We start from the raw sequence: 15,067 nt of genomic DNA, 5'->3' as shown, positions 1-15,067 counted from the left end.
CTGACATTTTATAGTGTTTTTAGTTGTTGTGTCCCTCCCGTTTTGCCGGGAGGGATTTTTGTTGTGTTTAGTTTGTAATATTGTTTATCTAAAAAATGTTTATGGCAACAGTGCTTATAACAGGCGGAACGGGATTGGTAGGTAGCAGACTTACGCAAATGCTGGTTCAGAAAGGGTATAGTGTAGTAATACTTACCCGTAATCCGGCTGCACACAAAGCGCAGCCTTCTGTTGTATATAAACATTGGGATGTGGAAAGGGGAGTAATTGATGGTTCTGCTGTGGCAGATGCTGATTATATAATACACCTTGCCGGTGCTGGTGTGGCAGATAAGCGCTGGAGCAAAAAGCGTAAACAGGAAATTGTTGATAGCCGCACCCAAAGCAGCGCGCTGCTGGTAAAATCTGCAGAACAATATACTATACGTTTAAAAGCAGTAATCAGTGCTTCCGGTATAGGGTGGTATGGGCCGGATGGTAAACAGCGCTCCAAAAACTGGGCTGGCTTTGAAGAGTCTGCGCCTGCCAATAATGATTACCTGGGCGAAACCTGCCGTTTGTGGGAAGAAAGTATACAGCCTTTTAAAAAGCTGGGTAAGCGATTGGTGATTCTGCGTACCGGGCTTGCTTTAACTAATAAAGGTGGCTTTCTGGCTGAAATAAAGAAGCCATTACAAATGGCCAATATAGCTACCATAATGGGCGGTGGTGATCAGGTTGTAAGCTGGATTCATATGGACGATCTATGCCGTATGTATTTGTATGCACTGGAAAATGAACTACTGGAAGGTGTGTATAACGCCGTGGCTCCCGCGCCGGTAAGCAATAAAGCTATTACACTATCTCTGGCGGGGCATCGCCGTCACAAGCCTTTTATGGCTATTCATGTTCCGGCCTTTGTATTAAAACTGGCGTTGGGCGAAATGAGTGTAGAGGTGTTAAAGAGCACTACGGTAAGTGCGGAGCATATACGTAAGGCGGGCTTCCGTTTCTTATACCCCTCCGTAGAGGCGGCTATGGAACAGTTAGCTGCCGCGGCAGAGGCTCCTGAAGACCCTGCGCCTGCGGCAGCAGATGTATTTAAAGAAGATGAAGCGGATGATAATTAAAGATCAGCTGTTTCAAATTTCCTTTTACTCAAAAACAGGAATAATCCCAGATAAACAAAAGTAGCTACCAGCAGGTTAATGGTTGGGGGCAAAAAGTTTTTGCCCTGCATCATCTTTTGCAGGCTTTTTACAGGAATCAGTTTGTCTGAGGCATCCAGTAAAAAGTAATAGCCAGGGCCTTCCAGTACGTTGCCGCTTACGGCTCTGTTAATAAGTGCTACCAGTATATTCTCCACTATACATATATACACGAAGAACAGGGCAATTGCCAGGCCTGAGCGTTTTAACAGCAGGCTTAATAACAAGGCAAAGCTCATGTACGTAAAACATTGCAGAAAGAAATAGAAAAGATACTCCGCGTTTGCCAGGCTGAAATAGCTGAACTCGCTGGATAAGCCAAACACCAGTGCGGTAAGAAATACAATCAGCAGGCTAACGATAGACAGCGCAGCAATTACCAAAACCTTGGAAATAATAAACTCGGTTCTACTTAATCCGTCAATTACATTCTGCCGGTGTGTTTTAAAATTATATTCGTTAGTAGTTAAAATAACCACTATCAGCGAGGGTATAAACAGCATATAGCTGGCCACCTGTGTAACAGTATGCCATACATCGGGAAACTGGAAGGGAGTACCTAATACCATATTAACTACGCCCGATGCCTGGTTTTTACTGCTCACCAGTTCAAAATAAACATAGTTAATACCCACAACGCAGGCTACCAGCAGCGCCAGAATAATCCAGAACGTTTTATAATTCTTAAGCTTCAGCCATTCAATTTTTAAGAGACGTATTATCATAGTAGGTTCTGAGTTAGTTGGTAAGTTCAATGAATTTTGTTTCCAGGCTTTTCTTCTTCAACTGTAGCTGGCTTAACGTAATGCCGTTATTAAAGCAATGCCGGTTAATGTTTTCCATATTGGCAGTTCCAATAGGGTAAAACAGTTGCAGGTTTCCGTTTTGTCTTTTCACCTGCTTCAGTTCCGGTAAGGTATTTACAATAGTTTCCAGTTGTGCCAGATCGGCGGCGCTAACTTCCACAATGTCTTCATTAGCCAGTACTTCATCTACATGGCCTGCGGTAAGCAGCTTGCCCTTTTTCATAATGGCAACGTGCGTACATACCTTTTCCACCTCATCTAATAAGTGGCTGGCCATAATAATGGTTTTGCCTTCGGAGGCCAGCAACGTAATAAGGTTGCGTATTTCTGCAATGCCCACAGGGTCCAGGCCGTTGGTGGGCTCATCCAGTATTAACACATTGGGGTTACCCAGCAGGGCAGCGGCAATGGCCAGCCTTTGCTTCATACCCAACGAAAATGTGCTGAATTTGCTGCTCTTTCTTTCGTACAGGTTTACCTTTTTTAAAACCGTATCAATATCATTTTCTCCGCGGCCTTTAATGGCAGCAGTAATCTGCAGGTTGCGTTCGGCAGAAAGATAGTGGTAGAAATTGGGCGTTTCCAGCAATACCCCCACCTGCTTGCGCATATCTGCACTAAAAGGCAGGTCAAGAAAAGTAAAACTGCCGGCATTGGCTTTTACCACATCGGTAATAATTCCCAGCAGGGTGGTTTTGCCACTTCCGTTAGGCCCCAGAATACCAAAAACGCTACCCTGGGGTACTTCAAACGATACATTGTCAAGCGCATGTATGGTTCCATAGAACTTGGTTAAGCCTGAAATGGTTACAATAGAGGGCATAGGCTCTGTATATATTTTTCAGGTAAGTTACACGAAAGCACAATAACCTGTTAAATAATGCCTGGCTTAAGTATGAGATTCCTTTAATATGCGTTAAGTGGTTGAATTACCGTTTAAAGGGGGGCAAAAAAAGCAGCCCGCAGGCTGCTGATTACTTTAAGTATGTAATAAGGTAAGCGTATCAGAGTGCAATTTGCTTCTCAGTCATCATGCGCCGCAGGTTAATAAGTCCATACCGCATGCGCCCCAGGGCAGTATTAATGCTACAGTTCGTAGCTTCTGCAATTTCTTTAAAACTAAGGTCTCCAAAATGCCGCAATACAATTACTTCCCTTTGTTCCTCAGGCAGTTGTTGCAACATATTGTGTACGGTAGCATGGCTTTGCTGGCGCATCATTTTCTGTTCCGGACTGTCTTCCGCAATCTGCAGCCACTCAAAAATGTCGTTGTTATCGCTATCCACTATGGCAGGAAGCCTTTTCAGCTTGCGAAAGTGGTCTACACAAAGGTTATGGGCAATACGGATGGCCCAGGGCAAAAATTTGCCTTCTTCGTTGTAGCGTTTCTGTCTTAGCGTATCTATGATGCGAATAAACGATTCCTGAAAAAGATCTTCTGCCAGGTATTTGTCCTTTACCAGGAACAAAATAGAACTGAACAGTTTATCTTTATAACGCATTATCAGCGTTTCCAGTGCACGCACATTTCCATCATGGAAAGCGTGAATCAGTTGAATGTCGGTATAATGCTTAAACCTTCTCATAACGGGCGTTTTCGGGGTTTTTACGACCGGGCTAACTTAATAGATGTTATAAAAATTGTGCCTGAGTAGAGGTTTATTCGATACAGCGAGAAATTTTAAGGTTTGTGAATGTAATGTGAATTTACAATATGCGCGCTAGTCCGCTGCATGGCAATTGTAAAAGAAATGTGAAAATAAGGGTTGAAAGTGGAAAAATTGTGGTAGCGTACAGTAATTGATAAAAATGGGAATGAAAAAGAATACTACGGCAGCAGAAAAAGTAAAAAAGCGGAATGCAGAAACGCCGCAGGATGAGCAGAAGGATGTGATACTGGTAAAAGGGGCCAGAACCCATAATCTGAAAAACGTAACAGTCGCCTTTCCCCGTAATAAATTTATTGTGGTAACCGGAGTATCGGGTAGCGGTAAATCGTCGCTTACCATAGATACGCTTTTTGCAGAGGGGCAGCGCCGCTATGCCGAAAGTTTAAGTGCCTACGCGCGCCAGTTTATGGCACGTATGGTAAAGCCGGATGTGGATTATATTAAGGGGCTGTGTCCGGCCATTGCCATAGAACAAAAGGTAATTACCCGTACGCCCCGTAGTACTGTAGGTAGTATGACGGAGATATACGACTATTTTCGTTTAATGTACGCCCGCGTGGGCAGAACCATATCGCCCATCAGCGGCAGGCAGGTTAAAAAGGATGATGTAACTGATGTGGTAGAGGCTGTTAAAGAGTTGCCGGAAGGTATGCGTATTGTTATTCTGGTGCCGTTTAAGCAACATGCCAACAGAGATGCCAGAGAAGAGCTGAATATTCTGCTGCAGAAGGGCTTTAGCCGTATGTATGTGCGGGCTACTGCCGGCTCAGAACAAACGGCTGGCGAGCTGCTGCGTATTGAAGACCTGCTGGAAATGGATGAAAAGACCCTGAAGAAAAAGCTGCCTGTAAAAGCGAAAGCCGCTGCCAAAACCAAAACAAAGGTAAAGGTGGCAGAGAGCACAGAGGAGGAGATAAAGGATAGTGGCGTTTACCTGCTGGTAGATCGGATTGTTACCAAAGCTTTTGACGAAGATGATATCCACCGTTTATCAGACTCTGTAAATACTGCTTTTTACGAAGGCGAGGGAGAAGTGTTTCTGGAAGTAAACGGTCACGAACTGCTGCATTACAGCAACCGGTTTGAACTGGATGGATTAACGTTTGAAGAGCCGGTACCCAACCTGTTTTCTTTTAACAACCCTTACGGAGCCTGTCCTACCTGTGAGGGCTTTGGTCAGGTGCTGGGTATTGATGAAGACCTGGTAATACCAGATAAGCGGTTGAGTGTATATGAAAGTGGTGTAGCGCCGTGGAAAGGAGAAAAGCTGGGGGCATGGCGCGATCAGTTTATCAAAGGCGCACGGTCTATAGATTTTCCTATTCACAAACCCATTGCAGACCTTACTGCGGAGCAATATAAAATGCTGTGGAATGGTGGCGGTACTGTGTTTGGTATCCGCGATTTTTTTAAGGAGGTAGAACAGAATCTGTATAAAGTACAGTACCGTGTATTGTTAAGCCGCTATCGCGGGCGTACCACCTGTCCGGAGTGCAATGGTTACCGTTTAAGGAAGGAAGCTTTATATGTAAAGGTAGATGGCAGAAATATTGGTGAGCTATGCGAATGGCAGGTGAAAGACCTGCAGCAATGGTACAGCCGCTTGCCACTGAACGAGCATGAGCAGCAGATAGCCAAACGTATTTTGCTGGAGATTAACCAGCGCCTGCAAACGTTGGTAGATGTGGGGCTGGGCTACCTTACCCTGAATCGTCTGGCCAACTCACTCAGTGGTGGCGAAAGCCAGCGTATACAGCTTACGCGCAGCCTGGGTAGTAACCTCACCAATTCATTGTACATATTAGATGAGCCTTCTATAGGGCTGCATTCAAGAGATACTGAAAAACTGATTACGGTATTAAAGCAGCTGAAAGAGCTGGGTAATACGGTTGTGGTGGTAGAACACGATGAAATGATGATGCGCGAGGCGGATCATATTATTGACATGGGGCCACTGGCTTCTCATTTGGGGGGTGAAGTGGTAGCAGCGGGAACGTATGATGAGCTGATTGCTGACCCCGATAGCCTTACCGGTAAATACCTTAAAGGTGAGCTTACTATTGATGCACCCCGTCAGCCACGCAAATGGCGCAACAGTATTGTGGTAGAAGGTGCCCGGCAGAATAACCTGAAAGATGTAACTGCCACCTTTCCGTTAAACGTATTGTGTGTGGTAAGTGGAGTAAGCGGTAGCGGTAAAACCACGCTGGTGAAACAGGTGTTGTACCCTGCCCTCAAAAAACTGAAAGGTGAACCTGCTGATAAGGTAGGTTTTCACAAGGCGTTAAAAGGTGATCTGGAAATGATTAACCAGATTGAACTGGTTGATCAGAACCCGATAGGCAAATCATCGCGCAGTAACCCGGTTACGTATATCAAAGCATATGATGATATCCGCGATTTGTTTGCCAAACAGCCGCTGTCTAAAATGCGTGGCTTTCAGCCTAAACACTTTTCTTTTAACGTAGATGGTGGCCGTTGTGATACCTGTAAGGGTGAAGGCGAACAGATTGTAGAAATGCAGTTTCTGGCAGATGTACACCTTACCTGTGAGGTTTGTGGTGGCAAACGTTTTAAAGAGGAGGTGCTGGAAGTACAATATAAAGGAAAGAGTGTGTATGATGTACTGGAAATGAGTGTAGATGAAGCGGTGGAGTTTTTCAGCGAGGAGAAGTCGCTGGCTAAAGCCATTCAGCCACTGCATGACGTGGGCTTGGGTTATATTAAGCTGGGCCAGAGTAGTGATACGCTGAGTGGTGGCGAGGCGCAACGTGTAAAGCTGGCCAGTTTTCTGGGCAAAGGCAAAGCGCAGGGGCATATCCTGTTCATTTTTGATGAGCCTACCACGGGTTTACATTTCCACGATATTAAAAAGCTGCTGACTTCTTTCCAGGCGTTGGTGGAGCAGGGGCACTCTCTGCTGGTGATAGAACACAATACTGATGTAATTAAAAGTGCCGACTGGGTAATTGATCTGGGCCCTGAGGCGGGCGATGCAGGTGGTAATCTGGTGTTTGCCGGTATACCTGCTGAACTGAAGAAGGTGAAGGAAAGTTACACAGGTAAATTTTTATAAAGTAAAGGTGGTTTGCGGCAGGCAATACTGAAAACAGTACAAGCACGCAGCAAACCACCTTTTTAAAACAACAGCGCTGCTAATCAACTCATGCTTCAGTGAGCGTGAACTTCTTTATCGCTTTTTCTTCTCCGTTTACAATCACAGACAGTTGGTGCTGGCCTGGGTAAAACACTCTGGTGGTAATTAATTTAAAAGATTGCTTCCGCTGTACTTTCAGGGTTTCTCCGGGTTGTAATATCCGTTCACTTATTTTAAAAACTTTCCGGGCGTTGTGGCCTTTTGCTTTTTTATAGTAAACGCCATACTCCAGCCGTACTGTTTGTGCAGTATCACTCTCATTTTTTACGGAGAAGCCGAATTCCACATACGCTCCAACAGGCACTTCCGGGGTAAGTACTTTTAATGCAGAAACAGTGAGGCAGCTGCTGATAAGGCCATAGTGTTTCAATACCTCAGGATGGCCCTGTTTTAAAAGCGTACGGCAGCCATGTTTTACAATAGCATCTGTTTCGCTGCTTTTACCACTCCAGCGTGCGGCAATATCCAGTACAATGGCAGGATGGTCTTTGGCTATGTCGTTCAGGTTGTTGGCAACACTTTTACGTACCCATTCTGATGGATCGTTTTTCAGATTTTCCAGTATGGGTATTATGGGGGCGGGATCTTTTTTCAGCGAAGAAATGGCCATTGCCCAGGGCAGGCGTGGGCGGCTGCCTTCACTGGCAAAGCGCCTTACTTTATCGCTCGGATGTTTGGTCCACAGCTTCATTTGCTTTAGCATTGCCTTTTCATATTTCAGCAGAAAAGGCCTTACTGCAAACTCACAACTGATAAACTGTGTAACGGTTTCCATAGCTGCAACAGCACTGTCAAAATCATCTAACCCGTAAGCGGAAATATAGTCGGCAAGGAATATATAAGCCAGTGTGTCCCCGGTAGGGTTAGCCTGCAGGCGCTGAATAATAGCGGCTATTATCTGCGTGGCTTCTGCAAAGTTTTCAGGCAAAAAGTTGTGTAGTACACGGGTGGTATGCTGCATCCGCTCTTTCCATTCCATATGGGCGAAAGCATCGCTGAAAATCTGCTTTGTAAAATCCTTCTTGTCAAAACCAGTTACTTCTTTCGCTACTGTGTTGGAAAAGGAGGCATAGAAGGCCGGAGAGTAAATGTCTTTTATAAGGCTCATATTGTACGCAGCAGCTGTTATGCTGCCGCTTACAAAACTAGAGGAATGGCGGGAAATAAAAAGGCCGCATTCCTGTGTGGTATGCGGCCTTTTTATTTCATTAAGAAGCTGCCTGATCGCGCAGGGCCTTAATACGGTCGTGTGATATTTTCAGTTGTTGCTGTTGTCTGGTAAGCTTGCTTTTGGTAGCTACCGAAATATCTTCTGACTCTAATGCTGATTTATAAGCTTTCTGTGCAGCGTCTTCACCGCCTTCACAACTTGCCAGTACCGCATGGCGGGTGTGGCCGGTAAAGGTGGCTTTAATATCCATCCATGCACGGTAAATTTTGCCGCTGGCTGTGGTGCCGGTATCAGCGGTACCGCCCAGTACACCTACTTCTGCGGTTAACTCCTGTTTCAAACCTTCGCTTTCAATAATCAGGTCTGCAAACAAAGGTTTCAGATCTACATCTTCTACTTTCAGTTCATCTATAGCCTTTCTGTATCCGGTAATACGGTCGTTGTTAATCTGTATCAGATCGTTTAATACGTCAATGGCGGCTTCATTGGTTGTTGCTGTTAATGTGCTCATAGTGTTTTCATTTAAATGATTAAATCTGGTTTCTCAAACGGGTTAAAATAATCATGCCATCACCTTGTTAACTTGTGCAGGGTTTATCGGGTTCAAGCAGAAAAACTTTTACTTTTAACACTATGAAGCAGTTTTCAGGCAAGTATATGTGCAGGCTGTTGTTGTTACTTTTAACAATTGTGGGCGGGCAGGCAAAAGCACAATTCATAACCGGTAAGTGGTATGGGTACAGCGCTATTACCCAGGCAGCAGGGTATCATGTTTCCTCTACGGAACCGGCGGGTGATATACTGGATATTTCGGGTGTGGACTCTGCAAAAATAGGTGGACTATCCTATCAGTACTATTGGTTCAGAGGCAAGTTTTACTACTGTATTAAATCGCTCGAATGCGCCTTTGATGCGGGTGCGAAAGAATGGATAATACGTGAAACGGCTGTGAAAGACAATCATCTGTTTTATGCGCATTATGCCTGCTTACATACCTATCGCCTGCATTTTACCCATTATGATAACAAAGACTCTTTAAACGGTACGTGGACGGCTGCTTCGCTGGACGATTGTGGCAGCGGCATCGGCAAGTTTGCACGTACGCGGCCTGTATATACCCATGTTAAAAATGCGTGGGATTCTATAGAGGCAATTACCCATATTGTGTCTTTACCCAAACAGGAAAATGCTATCCGTAACGATTTGCCACAGCAGATAAGCCAGGATAAAGTAAAGAAGGAAATGGCCTTTCAGCAAATGATGGCACGCTCGCGTACGCTGATAAAAGCCATACCGTTACAAGCACCTGCTATTAAAGTGGAGATATGGGATAACGGCGTAATTGATGGCGATAATATTTCGGTATACTTTAATAAAGAGCTGGTTGTTAACCGCAAACGCCTTACCGCACAGCCCATTGTGCTGGAGTTAATGGCGGTAGCTGGTCAGGAAAATGAACTGATTATGTACGCCAATAACCTGGGCGATATTCCGCCTAATACGGCTATGATGCGGGTATATGCCAATAATAAACAGTACGAGGTGGAGATGTCCTCAGATGAACGTAGTAACGGAATCATCCGTTTTACGCTGGAGTAGCCATACAGTGGCGCTTACAGCGGGGGCTTTGGCATAAATTTTTAGGCTTTAACAAGGTCTAATACCGTTACCTATGAGTCTTGCCCGTTACAAACAGAAAAGACGTTTTGAAGAAACCCCCGAGCCGGAAGGTGGAAAGGCGAATGGTGGAGAATTACGCTTTGTTATTCAGAAGCATGACGCCTCGCGTTTGCATTACGATTTCCGGCTGGAAATGGAGGGTGTACTTAAAAGCTGGGCCGTGCCCAAAGGCCCTTCTACCGATCCGGCTGTAAAGCGGCTGGCCATGATGGTAGAAGATCATCCGTACGATTACCGCAATTTTGAAGGCATTATACCCGAAGGCAACTATGGGGCAGGTACGGTAATAGTTTGGGATGAGGGTACCTATGAGCCTATTGAAGCCGTAACAAGCAAAGCAGCACAGCAAAAGCTGTTGCTGAAGCAGCTGAAAAGCGGCTCGCTCAAGTTTACACTGCACGGTAAAAAGCTGAAAGGTGAGTTTGCATTGGTGCATACCAAAGGCAGGGGAGATAATGCCTGGCTGCTGATTAAACACAGAGATAAGTATGCGAAAGAAACAGATGTTACGCTGAAAGACAAATCGGTAGTATCTGGTAAAACGCTGGAAAAAGTAGCAACTACCAGTCATCGTATTTATGGCGAAACCACGGAGCAGCCAGATACTTCTATTAAGAAGAAAGTGCCTGTAAAGAAAACACCGGCTAAAAAGGCTGCAACAAAGGCCAAAGCCAATGCAGTTGTTAAAAAAGCATTCCCCAAAACGGTAAGCCCTATGCTGGCCACCCTGGTTGAAAAACCTTTTGATGAGGAAGGCTGGTTATACGAAATAAAATGGGATGGTTACCGTGCGGTAGCTATGATGCATAAGGGGCAGGCTGAGTTGTTATCCCGCAACAATAAATCGTTTAATGATAAATTTTATCCGGTATATCAGGCCATACAACAATGGGGCATTGACGCAATAGTGGATGGTGAAATTGTAGTGGCGAATAAAGAAGGCGTATCTAATTTCAGCTCGTTGCAAAACTGGCGCAGCGAGGCAGATGGCGATTTGTATTATTATGTGTTTGATATACTATGGCTGAATGGTAAAGATGTTACTGGGTTGCCGTTGCAGCAGCGCAGGCAGTTGTTGAAGAGCGTATTGCCCAAAGAGGAAAGTTTAATACGCATGAGCGAAAACTTTGATGCTACTGCAACAGAGTTTTTGGAAGCTGCTGCTAAAATGGGGCTGGAAGGTGTGATAGCCAAAAAAGCAGATAGCCTCTATTTACCGGGAGAACGGTCCCGCGAATGGCTGAAAATTAAAACCGGCAAGCGGCATGAAGTGGTGATAGGAGGTTTTACGCAAAACAAAGGTTCTTCTAAGTTATTCAGTTCGCTACTGGTAGGGGTATTTGAAAATGGCAAGCTGCAGTACACCGGTAAAATAGGTACCGGTTTTACAACGGCTATGCAGAAAGAGATGATGAAGCTGTTTCAACCACTGGTAACAGCCAAAGCGCCTTTTACTGAAATTCCAGATGTAAATAAACCCTCCCGTTTCCGGCCCGATCCGCCACATGCTACGGCTACCTGGCTAAAGCCGCAACTGGTTTGCGAAGTAAGCTATACTGAAATTACCACGGATGGTGTTATGCGCCACCCTTCATTTGAAGGTATGCGGGAAGATAAAAAAGCAAGGGATGTAAAACGCGAAGTGGCTGTGGCGGTTGAGGAAGTAAAAGATGAAAAGAGCAGTAAGCTGCATGCGCAGAAAGTGCTGGTGAAAGGTCAGAAAAGCGAACGTAAAACTTTGCTGAACCCATCAGAAGAAACACAGGTGCGTAAGGTGAATGGCCACGAGCTTACTTTCACCAATCTGGATAAGCTTTACTGGCCTAAGGAAAAAATAGCCAAGCGCGAGTTGATTAATTACTATTATCAGGTAGCACCGTATATGCTGCCTTATCTCAAAAACCGGCCTCAGTCGCTCAATCGTTTTCCCAATGGGGTTACCGGCCATGCTTTTTATCAGAAAGATGTTACGGGCAAAGTGCCTGACTGGGTGGAGTTGTTTCCTTACCATAGCAAAGATGATAAGGAGGATAAGAATTTTATGGTTTGTACCGATGATGCGGGGTTGTTATATATGGCCAATCTGGGGTGTATTGAAATTAACCCCTGGAGCAGTACTATTGATAAGCCGGATTATCCTGACTGGTGTATTATTGATCTTGATCCCGGTAAAAAAACAACCTTTAATCAGGTAATTGAAGCAGCCAGGGTAACGCACGATCTGCTGGAGGCAGCTGAAATACCTAATTACTGCAAAACCTCCGGTTCTACCGGTATGCATATTTATATTCCTTTGGCTGCTAAGTATACCTATGAGCAAAGCAAAGAATTTGCTCGCCTTATAGTAACGCTGGTACAGGGGCAGATGCCTTCGCTTACCAGTATAGAACGGCAGGTAAGTGCGCGCAAAGGCAAGCTGTATCTTGATTTTTTGCAAAACCGCCCGCAGGCCACACTGGCTGCTCCTTATTCTGTAAGGCCCAAGCCGCAGGCATCGGTGTCCATGCCTTTGCATTGGGAAGAGGTGCAGAAGGGCTTAAAAGTAACCGACTTCACCATAGCCAATGCCATGGAGCGTTTGAAGCAGCAGGGCGACCTGTTTAAGCCTGTACTGGGCAAAGGTATTGCCATGCAAAAAGCGCTGAGCAGGCTGCAGGCACTTTAATCAAAGTCAGTTAATACCTTATTGGCCCATTCCATGTTGGCTTCTGCATTGTCGTATGCTTTGGTGTTGGTTTTATCGGCCAGTTCCAGCGCTTTACGAAAGTCTGATATGCCATCCAGCACCAGATCGCGGTTATCCTGTGCTATACCCAGCTGCACACGGCTGATGCCGCGGTTGTTCCAGGCTGCATAGTTGCCAGGGTTGTTTACAACCTCAAGGTTGTACAGTTCAATGGCTTCCTCGTGGTTGTTATCCGTATTGGCCGCTTCAAAAGCATGCTGAAAACGTAGTGCTTCTTTCTTCATAGTACGGGTGTTTTCAAAAGCTAAACAAATAACGTTCCTGAATGGGGGCGCAGCATACTTATTGGTTGGCCAGGCCGGTGGGTTTTGTGGTCCGATGTACCTACCGGATTGTGGAGTGGGTAGATGCTGCGGTTCATGCGTCTTCCTCAGTTTCCGGGGAAGACTAACGGGGCGTTCGTTTGTCTTCCCCGATTGTTGAGGGAGATTAACGCGTCGCTCAATTTACTTCCCGGATTATCGGGGAAGTGGTATGGCTGCCGGAAACTTCTTCCCCGAAAACCGGGGAAGAAAAATGGGAGAAGAAAGCGTACCATACAGGCGCTGGAAAGTCTTCCCCGATTATCGGGGAAGACTGCGCTATGGGTCATCCTAACGCTGTAATTACAACAGCGGGCATTTGTAGTGTGGTGCTTTACGGGTAAAGTGCCCGTTTGTACGCTGGTAAACCTGCGCTGTACGGTTGTTTACCTGCTGCGGAATGCACAGGTTTGCAACCGTGCTGCCGGCAAAGAACTGCGGGCAGCACGGTTGCGTTTGTAGGTTTAACAGAGCCTTCGCCAACGTTATTAATATAAAAGGGCGGCGCAGAATAACCTGCGCCGCCCACTTTAATTCTATTGTAAGGATGCATTATCGCAATCTGTCAACACTTTTTACCAGCTTTTCATCTTTGTAAATACCGCGTACGGCCATCAGCAGAAAAACCGGTATCAGAAAAGTTAACGCTGCGGTAAGCGCGTAGGCGCCGTTCACAAATTTTCCTGTTTCAGCAATGTATATCACAATGTTTACCACCGATAACAGCAGTGTTACCAGTGTAAACGTTATCTGGCGCTTTCTTTCTTTGTACAAAAAAACCAGTATCAAAGATGCAAGCCCTACCGCCACTGTAAGTATGGTAATCAGCAGGTTGGCCTGTCCGTTCAGTTCCACCCATTGGTTAGGGGCGTTCTCCATCGTTTTTGTTCCGGTGTAGAACGAAAACTTCAGGGTAAGAAAGGCGCATGCTGAGGCTACCAGCAACCAGATTGTTTGTATTCTTTGTATCATAAAACCAACGCTTTTAACAGGTTATAGCATTAAAATTATCCCATTTCAGGGTACAGCACAAACTGAGACATGAATTCGTTCACCTGCTTTTTAACAGTGCTGATAACGGCAGCGTCATCTGCATTCATCAGTACATTGTCAATGGCATTCACCACAAACTGCATGTGTTCAGCTTTCATTCCACGGGTGGTAATAGCTGCTACCCCAAAACGGATGCCGCTTGTAACAAAAGCGCTCTTATCGTCGTACGGTACCATGTTTTTGTTGGCAGTAATATCAGCCTGTACCAGTATCTGCTCTGCTTTTTTGCCGCTGATGTTTTTATTACGCAGGTCAATCAGCATCAGGTGGTTATCGGTACCGCCGCTGATAATCTGGTAATCTTTTTCCATAAACGCTTTGGCCATAGCCTGTGCGTTGGTAACTATCTGGTTGGCATATTGGGTATACTCATCGCTCAGTATTTCGCCAAACGCTACTGCTTTAGCTGCAATTACGTGCTCCAGCGGGCCGCCCTGTATACCTGGAAACACTGCCAGATCAAGCAGATTGCTCATCAGGCGAATGTTGCCTTTGTTATCGGTAAGGCCGAATGGGTTTTCAAAATCTTTGCGCATCATAATAATACCACCACGGGGGCCACGCAGGGTTTTGTGGGTGGTACTGGTTACAATATGGCAATGATCAAACGGATCGTTCAGCAGGCCCTTGGCAATTAAACCGGCAGGGTGTGCAATATCGGCCATTACCAGCGCGCCCACTTCATCGGCCACTTTGCGTATGCGGGCATAATCCCAATCGCGGCTGTAAGCACTGGCACCGCAAATAATCATTTTAGGCTTTATTTCACGGGCTTTCGCTTCCAGCATGTCATAATCTACCAGGCCATCTTCTCTTTTTACACCGTAAAAATGGGCGTTGTATAATTTACCGCTGTAGTTTACCTGCGAGCCGTGGGTAAGGTGACCGCCCATGCTCAGGTCCAGCCCCAGAATGTTATCGCCAGGCTGTAACACCGCCAGGGCTACTGCCGCATTGGCCTGTGCGCCGCTATGTGGCTGTACGTTAGCGTATTCTATATTAAAAATCTGTTTCAGGCGATCAATAGCCAGCTGTTCGGTCTGGTCAACAATTTCGCATCCACCATAATAACGGCGGCCGGGATACCCTTCAGCATATTTATTTGTCATCACATTACCCATAGCCTGCATTACCTGCAAGCTGGTAAAGTTTTCAGAAGCAATCAGTTCAATACCATGGCGCTGACGCTCTAACTCTTTGCGTATCAAATCGAAGACGAGTGTATCCCTTTGCATTGTGTATTGGAATTTTGCCGCAAAAATAGCCTGAATTTCCACAAAACTTGGCCGGAATAT

Annotated in this window: 12 protein-coding genes; 4 read left to right on the top strand and 8 right to left on the bottom strand. The window is 45.6% G+C overall.

Translation table 11 applies throughout. The features are described 5' to 3' along the window. Window positions 1–101: 101 nt before the first annotated feature. A complete protein-coding gene (locus IEY13_RS24955; RefSeq protein WP_188957516.1) occupies window positions 102–1,109 on the top strand; it encodes a TIGR01777 family oxidoreductase in 1,008 nt (335 codons plus the stop codon). Here the strand turns inward: IEY13_RS24955 and IEY13_RS24950 are convergent. From IEY13_RS24950 to IEY13_RS24940, 3 genes are all read right to left on the bottom strand, one after another. Continuing rightward, window positions 1,106–1,912, bottom strand: a complete 807-nt coding sequence (locus tag IEY13_RS24950) for an ABC transporter permease (RefSeq protein ID WP_188957514.1) — start codon at window positions 1,910–1,912, stop codon at window positions 1,106–1,108. The two genes, IEY13_RS24955 and IEY13_RS24950, sit on opposite strands and share 4 nt — an antisense overlap. Window positions 1,913–1,925: 13 nt before the next feature. Continuing rightward, the gene (locus IEY13_RS24945; protein ID WP_188957511.1) at window positions 1,926–2,816 is read right to left on the bottom strand and encodes an ABC transporter ATP-binding protein; all 891 of its coding nucleotides are present in this window, start codon (window positions 2,814–2,816) and stop codon (window positions 1,926–1,928) included. A gap of 181 nt (window positions 2,817–2,997) precedes the next feature. Beyond that, window positions 2,998–3,579, bottom strand: a complete 582-nt coding sequence (locus tag IEY13_RS24940) for an RNA polymerase sigma factor (protein WP_188957508.1) — start codon at window positions 3,577–3,579, stop codon at window positions 2,998–3,000. Between the two features lie 229 nt (window positions 3,580–3,808). Here IEY13_RS24940 and uvrA point away from each other — a divergent pair, with 229 nt between their 5' ends. After that, window positions 3,809–6,739, top strand: a complete 2,931-nt coding sequence (gene uvrA / locus IEY13_RS24935; protein ID WP_188957506.1) for an excinuclease ABC subunit UvrA — start codon at window positions 3,809–3,811, stop codon at window positions 6,737–6,739. Between the two features lie 88 nt (window positions 6,740–6,827). Here uvrA and IEY13_RS24930 read toward each other — a convergent pair whose 3' ends face one another. After that, window positions 6,828–7,928, bottom strand: coding sequence for a DNA alkylation repair protein (locus tag IEY13_RS24930; protein WP_188957504.1), 1,101 nt, complete (start codon window positions 7,926–7,928; stop codon window positions 6,828–6,830). A gap of 100 nt (window positions 7,929–8,028) precedes the next feature. Next, window positions 8,029–8,502, bottom strand: coding sequence for a ferritin-like domain-containing protein (locus IEY13_RS24925; protein WP_188957502.1), 474 nt, complete (start codon window positions 8,500–8,502; stop codon window positions 8,029–8,031). A 122-nt stretch (window positions 8,503–8,624) separates the two neighbouring features. Between IEY13_RS24925 and IEY13_RS24920 the strand changes: the two genes are divergently transcribed. Beyond that, complete coding sequence (locus tag IEY13_RS24920) at window positions 8,625–9,590, top strand: hypothetical protein (protein ID WP_188957500.1); 966 nt, start codon at window positions 8,625–8,627, stop codon at window positions 9,588–9,590. A gap of 73 nt (window positions 9,591–9,663) precedes the next feature. Beyond that, on the top strand, window positions 9,664–12,336 hold the full coding sequence (ligD, locus tag IEY13_RS24915; RefSeq protein ID WP_188957498.1) for a DNA ligase D: 2,673 nt from the start codon (window positions 9,664–9,666) through the stop codon (window positions 12,334–12,336). Here ligD and IEY13_RS24910 read toward each other — a convergent pair. The 3 genes from IEY13_RS24910 to glyA all read right to left on the bottom strand — a co-directional run bounded on the left by IEY13_RS24910 (window position 12,333) and on the right by glyA (window position 15,007). Beyond that, entirely contained in the window at window positions 12,333–12,641 is a 309-nt protein-coding gene (locus tag IEY13_RS24910) for a hypothetical protein (protein WP_188957496.1), read from the bottom strand. The two genes, ligD and IEY13_RS24910, sit on opposite strands and share 4 nt — an antisense overlap. 630 nt (window positions 12,642–13,271) lie before the next feature. Beyond that, on the bottom strand, window positions 13,272–13,691 hold the full coding sequence (locus IEY13_RS24905) for a DUF4293 domain-containing protein (protein ID WP_188957494.1): 420 nt from the start codon (window positions 13,689–13,691) through the stop codon (window positions 13,272–13,274). 35 nt (window positions 13,692–13,726) lie between these two features. Continuing rightward, a complete protein-coding gene (glyA, locus tag IEY13_RS24900; RefSeq protein WP_188957492.1) occupies window positions 13,727–15,007 on the bottom strand; it encodes a serine hydroxymethyltransferase in 1,281 nt (426 codons plus the stop codon). Window positions 15,008–15,067 lie beyond the last annotated feature (60 nt).

The sequence above is a fragment of the Filimonas zeae genome (assembly GCF_014641615.1).
Taxonomy (GTDB): Bacteria; Bacteroidota; Bacteroidia; order Chitinophagales; family Chitinophagaceae; genus Filimonas; species Filimonas zeae.
The sequence above is the reverse complement of the archived record's forward strand: the minus strand, read 5'-3'. Positions and strand labels throughout refer to the sequence as shown.

Bases quoted from the DNA above. Each gene is read 5' to 3' on its own strand.
- IEY13_RS24955 (WP_188957516.1), top strand. From the start codon at position 102: ATGGCAACAGTGCTTATAACAGGCGGAACGGGATTGGTAGGTAGCAGA.
- IEY13_RS24950 (WP_188957514.1), bottom strand. From the start codon at position 1,912: ATGATAATACGTCTCTTAAAAATTGAATGGCTGAAGCTTAAGAATTAT.
- IEY13_RS24945 (WP_188957511.1), bottom strand. From the start codon at position 2,816: ATGCCCTCTATTGTAACCATTTCAGGCTTAACCAAGTTCTATGGAACC.
- IEY13_RS24940 (WP_188957508.1), bottom strand. From the start codon at position 3,579: ATGAGAAGGTTTAAGCATTATACCGACATTCAACTGATTCACGCTTTC.
- uvrA (WP_188957506.1), top strand. From the start codon at position 3,809: ATGAAAAAGAATACTACGGCAGCAGAAAAAGTAAAAAAGCGGAATGCA.
- IEY13_RS24930 (WP_188957504.1), bottom strand. From the start codon at position 7,928: ATGAGCCTTATAAAAGACATTTACTCTCCGGCCTTCTATGCCTCCTTT.
- IEY13_RS24925 (WP_188957502.1), bottom strand. From the start codon at position 8,502: ATGAGCACATTAACAGCAACAACCAATGAAGCCGCCATTGACGTATTA.
- IEY13_RS24920 (WP_188957500.1), top strand. From the start codon at position 8,625: ATGAAGCAGTTTTCAGGCAAGTATATGTGCAGGCTGTTGTTGTTACTT.
- ligD (WP_188957498.1), top strand. From the start codon at position 9,664: ATGAGTCTTGCCCGTTACAAACAGAAAAGACGTTTTGAAGAAACCCCC.
- IEY13_RS24910 (WP_188957496.1), bottom strand. From the start codon at position 12,641: ATGAAGAAAGAAGCACTACGTTTTCAGCATGCTTTTGAAGCGGCCAAT.
- IEY13_RS24905 (WP_188957494.1), bottom strand. From the start codon at position 13,691: ATGATACAAAGAATACAAACAATCTGGTTGCTGGTAGCCTCAGCATGC.
- glyA (WP_188957492.1), bottom strand. From the start codon at position 15,007: ATGCAAAGGGATACACTCGTCTTCGATTTGATACGCAAAGAGTTAGAG.